Below are 7,232 nucleotides of genomic sequence, written 5' to 3'. Positions count from 1 at the left end.
GGTTTCTTGAGGTTGTTCAATCGCTTTACTGCGTTCCAAAATATCGGTAACAGACACAATTCCCAACAACTCTGATTGAATGACAGGTGCGCTATGCAAATGAGCCTGAGTCAACAAACGTGCTGCATATTCCACACCCAAATCAGGATTTAAGACAATGCAGGGTTTAGTCATTAACTCATACACCCGTATCCATCTAGCATTCCGTCCAAAAGCAATGACTTTGCCAACAATATCCTCAATTGTAATCACACCATAGGCATCCAACGTATGGCTGCGTTCCACAATCAATGCTTGCACCCCACGCTGGCTCATTAGTTTAGCGGCCTCTGCTGCAGTTGCCGAGTTGCGGATAGTCACAACTTCGGTGGTCATAATATCGGCTACTCGCATCATCATTATAGGTATCTCCATTAATTGAACGACCAATCACAAAGCTGCGTAGGCGAAGTCATCTGAGGACTATCATACAGATACATTGATTGCATATTCAGTCTGGCAGTTTGAAACATAATCCAATGAACCTGGTCTGCGCCCTCACTACGAACTAGCTCCCCCTGGCTCAGGGATAAACGCTCCTCTGGATAATCCCAAATAAACGTTTCTTGCGGAATATCTTGCCAGGCGTTCCCCACCCAGCTCATCACTAACCCCTGACCATCAAACCAGTTCTCAGACACCTGGCCACGCAAACAGACAAAAGAGCCACTATGGGGATAACCATAGTAGCCCTCAAGCGTTGTTCCTTGTTTGAGGATATTCAGACATGTACCTGAACCATCACGCCAATCTTGAGGATCAGGATCAGTACAAAGCTGATAACTCCCATTGTCGAGAGGAGTCAATAGAGTCTCCATCGTAGAAGGCTGTGACTTAACAGAAAGCGGAGAAAGCAAGGCGATACCCAACACTAGCAGTCGGCTCAAGTTAATTAACTTAACCGGGCTATACCAGCTCATGGGCATACCTCCAACTCCTATGTTAATAACTTAGATAAAAACCTTGGTAAAGTTGTGAGGGCCAATCTCAGTAAGCCTTTCAGTAGCTAGAGGTTCATCTGTTTTAGATAGTTTAGAGTTTGTTCTGCTTCTTCGAGATCAAGCTTGCTGATAGCAAAGCCCACATGGACGACTACATAGTCATCAACTTGAGCTTCAGGTACGTAGGCTAGGCTAACCTCTTTTACGACACCTCCAAAACTAACTCGGCCCATTCGTGTCAGATCCTCCCCTGTGATACTAATAATTTTTCCGGGCACGGCCAGACACATAGTTGTTCTCCTGAGAATTAGACAGACTTGGACAGATGACGGAATGCTCCGATTATCTGCCCGACGGCAATCCCACCATCATTGGGCGGTACTCGCTGGTGCCAGTAGGGGGTGAACCCTGCAATCTGTAAATGTTGAATTGTCTGCTCGCTGAGAAGTTTGTTTTGAAAGCAACCCCCGGTCAACATGATATTGGTATTGTTGATGAGTTTTGCGATCGCACCCACTATTTCCACCAACGTCAGATGAAACTTAGCTGCAATCACTGCCGTTGACACACCCTGGCCGTGGTCATCAACGATCTCGCGCACCATCGGTCGCCAGTCAATAACGTGGGGCACAGCCCTTGAAATCTCAAAGGGATAGCCTCGCTTCACCCTTGTTTCAGCTGTCGCAAACTGTAGCGCCGATGCTGCCTGACCTTCAAAACTAACAACCTGATGTAAATTTAGTAGCGCTGCCACCCCATCAAAGAGTCGCCCTATGCTGGAAGTCATAGGTGTATTAATCTGGTTAGTCAGCATCTGCCGTAGAACAGTCCGTTGAGATGCTGAGAACGCTCTCACAGGGGCTAAGTCATCCCGCTCAAACGCCGCATCGCCATAACAGCTATAAAGTAAACCTAGGGCAGACCGTCGGGGTTCTCGGCTACATAGCTCTCCTCCCAGTAGAGGAAAGGGTAACCAATGAGCAACTCGTTCAAAACCAAACGCTGTTATTTGGAGAAATTCTCCTCCCCAAACGGTTTGATCAAGACCATACCCTGTGCCATCCCAGGCAATGCCTAAGAGAGGAGCCTTTAGGGAATGCTCAGCCATACCTGCCAGAACATGAGCATAGTGATGCTGCACAGAAATCAAGGGCACATGCCATTGCTCAGCCAAAGTGTGGGCCAGTCGCGTAGAGCCATAGTCTGGGTGAAGATCACAGGCTATGGCCGTCGGCTGACAGGTGTAGAGAGCAAGAAAATCAGTCACGGTATGTTGGAAGCGTTCCAGGGTCGGCGAGGTATCTAAATCACCAATGTACTGACTCAGCACAATTTGATCGCCTAAAGATAGGGAAATGGTATTTTTGAGATGGGCTCCCAAGGCTAAAATACGCGCCTCGGGAACAATCGGATCAGCCAGTGGAATCACCTGGGGTGCATAGCCTCGGGCATGGCGTAACACCTGAGGCCTGCCCTGGATAAGTTGGACAACGGAGTCGTCAACCGGACGTTGGATAGGACGATTGTGGGTTAAGACACCATCTGCGAACTGACCAGTCAGCGCTGGCGCTATCGCACCCAGTCGCCCACTAGCCTGCTCATCCACAGCAATCGGCTCACCGGATACATTGCCGCTAGTCGTCACCAGAGGAGAACCATATTGTCGTAACAACAAATGGTGTATAGGTGTGGTGGGTAGCATCACCCCTAGATAAGGTCCCAGCTCAGACTGATAGGGAGCAATATTAGACGCTAAGTCTAAACTGTCGGTGCGTCGCGGCAATAAGACGATGGGAGCCTGCGCTGACGTTAATACCGCTGCAGCTGCCTCAGATACGTCACAATGGGAACGTACCTGAGGCAGTGTAGAGTACATCAGGGCCAGGGGCTTGTCAGGTCGTCCCTTTCGCTCTCGCAGGCACTGTACAGCCGCAGAACTGTGGGCATCCGCTAACAATTGGAAACCACCCAATCCTTTAACCGCAACTATGTCACCCTGATACAGCATTTCCATGGCAAGCTGCAGTGGATCTCCGGGCTGTTGTTTTCCCTCCACCCAAAACTCCAGATGCGGACCACAGACATCACAGGCATTGGGCTGAGCGTGAAAACGGCGATGGGAGGGCTGGGTGTATTCAGCCTGACAGTCTGCACACATGACAAAGTTAGACATTGTTGTGTGGCAGCGGTCATAGGGAAGGTCGTGGATAATACTAAACCGAGGGCCGCAGTAGGTACAGTTGGTAAACGGATACTGGTAGCGACGATTGTCGGGGGCAAAAACATCTTGTAAACATTCAGCACACGTGGCCAGATCTGGCAAAATTTGGGCCCTAGTCCCATTGCCTACGGCCTCAGAAGCCCAAATTTGAAATCCCTTTAGTCCCTGCACCGGTAGGTCCTGTTGCTCTAGTGCTCGAATAGCTGCATGGGGTGGCAAATTCTGTTTTAGCTGATGCAAAAACTCCTGTAGCGTCTTTTCAGCCCCCTCTATTTCAATCACAACACCCTGGGAGGTATTCTTCACACCACCTGCTAGTCCCAATGCCGATGCCAGCTGATACACAAATGGACGAAAGCCCACTCCCTGCACAGTCCCTCGAATAGTCAGGCGACGTCGACACAGGGGAGGGGTTACCAGAATCATGACTATTCCAAAATCACGTTTGCTAGGGATTCAATGGTCTCAGTAACAAATTAGCCCAGGGTATACCTCTGTAATCGGTAAACCATTTAGAGCTTATAGCCAATTTGTCGCAAGAATTGTTGGCGCTCGACCGCATCCTGCGGCTGCTCTACTCCCTTAGGAGAAAACCCATCAATAACACCCAAAATGCCCCGCCCCTGATCGCTAATAGCAATTACCACCTGGACTGGATTGGCCGTAGCACAGTAAATGCGACAGACTTCTGGGCATTGTTTAATGGCATTGAGCACATTGACTGGAAATCCTTGCTGCATCAAAATCACAAAACTGTGACCAGCACCAACCGCTTTGGCATTTTCAACGGCTGCTGTCTGTAGCGACTCACTATTCCCAGCTGCACGAATTAAACATGGACCAGATGCTTCGCAAAACGCCAGCCCAAAGTTGATCTGGGCAGAAGCATTTACCATCACTTCGTAGAGATCTTCCACGGTTTTAATAAAATGACTCTGTCCCAAAATCAGGTTACTATCACTGGGTAAATTCAAATCAACTAGCTGTAGTTCCATCACCATCTCCCTCTCCACGGGCTCAAGGGAGATGTGCGAGGGCAATCATGGAGTATGGTGCTCATAAAATCCGCCTGCTAAAGAAAACAAGCATTAAATGTATTCGATTATGAGTCTATAAGACGACTTTGAGGAAGTTATGACGATTCAAGCTTAGTAAAGACTGCCCCTCTAGCCCACAAGTTTCCAAACGTCACACGAATGCTGGCACGCCCCCCTGGAACAGCGCCTGGTTTAGATAGGCGTAAAAATTGGTCACCCCTTCACCAGTTGTTGCTGATAGTTCAAAAATCAGAGCTTGGGGCGCGATTAGACGCAGGTATCCTAGGGCTTCTTCGCGATTAAACCCAACCACATTAGCAATATCAGTTTTAGTAATCACAACAGCATGGGCAAACTTAAACATGGCAGGGTACTTCAGTGGTTTGTCCTCACCTTCAGTTACGGACATCAGTACAATCCGCAAATCTTCTCCTAGGTCATAGGCTGCAGGACACACTAAATTACCTACATTTTCAATAATGAGTAAATTTAGGTTATCCAAATCTAGCTGCTGTGCTGCCTTAGCAACGCTTTTAGCCTCTAGATGACACAGATTCCCCGTATTAATCTGTATGACCTGCTGCCCTGTTTGGCGCAGCCTTTCAGCATCACGATCGGTGGCGAGATCGCCTACGATTACTCCAGGACGCACTGCACCCTGGGTACGATTTAAAGGATGAGCCCCTGCAATCAAATCACAGTCTTGAAGGATACGCTGAATCAGCGTTGTTTTTCCGGCCCCTGGAGAGGACAGAACATTTAGCACCAGCAGATGCTGAAATAATGCCCGATTATGGTCGGCATAGTGATCGTTCTTCTCCAACACATTTTGGTGCAGAGATAATATCTGGTGTTCATCCTGACAGCCACACTGTCCACACATAGTACCTCCTTATGAAATCTCCAAAGATGCAAGTTCTAAAGTTCTACCTTGGCGAATGTCTGTACTTAATTGATGACAGCATGGACATTCGTATACCCAGTCGAGAGGCTGAAACATTTGTTGGCATGACGAGCAATAGCAAACTACCGGAACTGGTATGAGTTCTAATTCAGCCTTCTCAGCCAGAGTTCCTCGAGTAACCACATCAAAGGCAAACGCAAGGGCCTCAGGGTCTACACCGGACAAATCTCCTACCTGGAGTTGAAGACGATGAATATGCTGAGCCCCTTGAGCCTGAGCATGATCTAAGGCTACAGTTAAAGCAGCCTGCATTAGGCTGATTTCATGCATAGGTCAGGTCGTCGATAGGTGACTAAGAACTGCCCAATCGCCCTGAGGGCACGATCACAACCCTGATGGGCTTTAGATGAGAGATCGCTGCCCAAATCACAGGATTCGATTGGAATCTGCAACAGCCAAGCCTGGGGATGGCGGTTGTAGAGCCGCTGGGTGAGATTAAGCAGAGCTAGAGGGTCGTAGCTGTGAGCAGCAAACGCCATGGAAGAGGTTTGTTGCTCACAAACAACAATCGGGTCAATCTGCACAGTGCTAATATTCTGACGGCCGCAGGCATCAACAAATATGACATAGCTAGTTTTAGCTAACTCAGCTGTCAGTTCTGGTGCTAGTTGAGCAACAGCTAAGGACTTGACTGCAGGTAATTTCCAATTTTCAACAACCATTGCTACCCAAGGGCCAACAGCATCATCGCCACACAGATCATTGCCGTAGCCAATGATTAGGAAATCATATTCAAATACTTTCGATATCTGGGTCGATTTTTTAGATAATGTCTGAGTCAATGACAGCATAGGACCAGCCTCTTATAAGCTCTGCACCACCTTAAGTTTATTAAACAGATATGAGGATTTTATGAGGCTTTATCGATAACATTCATCAAGCAGCTGACCATCAGCGCCAACCAGCTTTAGATGTAGGGGCATTTTCCCAGCGGCATGAGTGGAACAGCTAAGACAGGGATCAAAGGCTCGAATGCCTGCTTCCACACGATTGAGCATCGGTTCAGGAATCTCAGGACTATGAATGTAATGACGCGCAATTTGGGCAACAGTACGATTCATGGCCAGGTTGTTCTGACCAGTGGCAATAATCAGGTTGACGTAAGTTAGCAAACCAGTTTCATCAATTTTGTAATGGTGAAAGAGAGTGCCCCGTGGAGCTTCCCCAACGCCTACTGCCTCAAGCTGATTGACATCGGCCCTGGCTCTAAGTTGCTCACTTTGCAGGTCTGAATCATCCAGGGCAAGCTCAATCCGTTCAATACAGGTGAGAATCTCAATCAGTCGCGCATAGTGATAGAAAAAGGAACTGTTACTCATACGGTACTGACGGAAGCGTTGCAGCTCGGCTTCAGCCAGGGGAGTGCCGATGCGATCGCAAATATTCAACCTTGCCAGAGGCCCCACCCGATATAGACCATTCTCTAAACGACAGTGTTGTGATTGGTCAGGATATCCTAAAGGTTTATAGTAAGGTGACTTCAGATAGGAATCTGGCTGCACTGCCTCACCAATAAAGTCTCTGTAATTACTCGGGTCCAACCGATCTGCAATAATGTTGCCACCACTATCGACCACACGCAGGCGGCCATCATAATGCTCCCAGGTGCCATCAGCACCGACTAAACCCATAAACAAACTGGAAAAATTGCCAAAGATATGGGCTTCTTCTTGAAAACTCTCCAGCAGTTGTCTAAATAAAGCGAGAGTTTCTAAGATAGTTTTCTTTGCCTCAGGCAGCCGCTTAGCAATCTGCTCTCGGCCCGCAGTCGACAGACTGCTTCTGACACCTCCCGGCACGGCCCAAGCTGGATGTATTTTACGTCCCCCCAAGTGTTCAATAACTTCTTGACCAAACTGACGCAGACGAATTCCTCCTCGGGCCAGCTCAGGCTCAGTCGCCATCACCCCAAACACATTACGTCGAGCAGGGTCGCTCTCCCAGCCCAACAAAAGATCGGGACTGCTCAGGTAAAAAAAACTGAGCGCATGGGACTGAATAATCTGTCCCAAATTCATTAATCGCCGTAG

9 protein-coding genes are annotated in these 7,232 nt (G+C 48.4%); all 9 read right to left on the bottom strand.

From position 1 onward, the window contains the following. The coding region (locus IQ260_RS24650; protein ID WP_228016401.1) for a CBS domain-containing protein at positions 1 to 399 on the bottom strand (399 nt) is incomplete at its 3' end. A gap of 14 nt (positions 400 to 413) precedes the next feature. Beyond that, positions 414 to 959 (bottom strand): hypothetical protein, encoded by a 546-nt coding sequence (locus IQ260_RS24645; protein WP_193995728.1) that lies wholly within the window; start codon positions 957 to 959, stop codon positions 414 to 416. 86 nt (positions 960 to 1,045) lie between these two features. Then, complete coding sequence (locus tag IQ260_RS24640) at positions 1,046 to 1,270, bottom strand: HypC/HybG/HupF family hydrogenase formation chaperone (protein WP_193995727.1); 225 nt, start codon at positions 1,268 to 1,270, stop codon at positions 1,046 to 1,048. A gap of 17 nt (positions 1,271 to 1,287) precedes the next feature. After that, positions 1,288 to 3,627 carry a carbamoyltransferase HypF gene (hypF, locus tag IQ260_RS24635; protein ID WP_193995726.1) on the bottom strand — a complete coding sequence of 780 codons (2,340 nt, stop codon included), beginning with the start codon at positions 3,625 to 3,627 and terminating at the stop codon, positions 1,288 to 1,290. Positions 3,628 to 3,713: 86 nt separating this feature from the next. Then, positions 3,714 to 4,196, bottom strand: a complete 483-nt coding sequence (locus tag IQ260_RS24630; protein WP_193995724.1) for an adenosine-specific kinase — start codon at positions 4,194 to 4,196, stop codon at positions 3,714 to 3,716. A 193-nt stretch (positions 4,197 to 4,389) separates the two neighbouring features. Then, positions 4,390 to 5,121, bottom strand: coding sequence for a hydrogenase nickel incorporation protein HypB (hypB, locus tag IQ260_RS24625; protein WP_193995723.1), 732 nt, complete (start codon positions 5,119 to 5,121; stop codon positions 4,390 to 4,392). Between the two features lie 9 nt (positions 5,122 to 5,130). Further along, positions 5,131 to 5,472, bottom strand: coding sequence for a hydrogenase maturation nickel metallochaperone HypA (gene hypA, locus IQ260_RS24620; protein WP_193995722.1), 342 nt, complete (start codon positions 5,470 to 5,472; stop codon positions 5,131 to 5,133). Next, positions 5,454 to 5,993: a hydrogenase maturation protease gene (locus IQ260_RS24615; RefSeq protein ID WP_193995721.1), complete on the bottom strand. Its 540-nt coding sequence runs from the start codon at positions 5,991 to 5,993 to the stop codon at positions 5,454 to 5,456. Before IQ260_RS24615 ends, hypA begins: the two co-directional genes overlap by 19 nt. Positions 5,994 to 6,062: 69 nt before the next feature. Continuing rightward, a partial coding sequence (locus tag IQ260_RS24610; protein WP_193995720.1) for a Ni/Fe hydrogenase subunit alpha occupies positions 6,063 to 7,232 on the bottom strand: 1,170 nt, incomplete at its 5' end.

Origin of the sequence: Leptolyngbya cf. ectocarpi LEGE 11479, assembly GCF_015207065.1 — a bacterium.
Taxonomy (GTDB): domain Bacteria; phylum Cyanobacteriota; class Cyanobacteriia; order Phormidesmidales; family Phormidesmidaceae; genus Leptothoe; species Leptothoe ectocarpi.
Note: the sequence above shows the minus strand (reverse complement) of the source record. Positions and strands in the feature narration are given on the sequence as shown.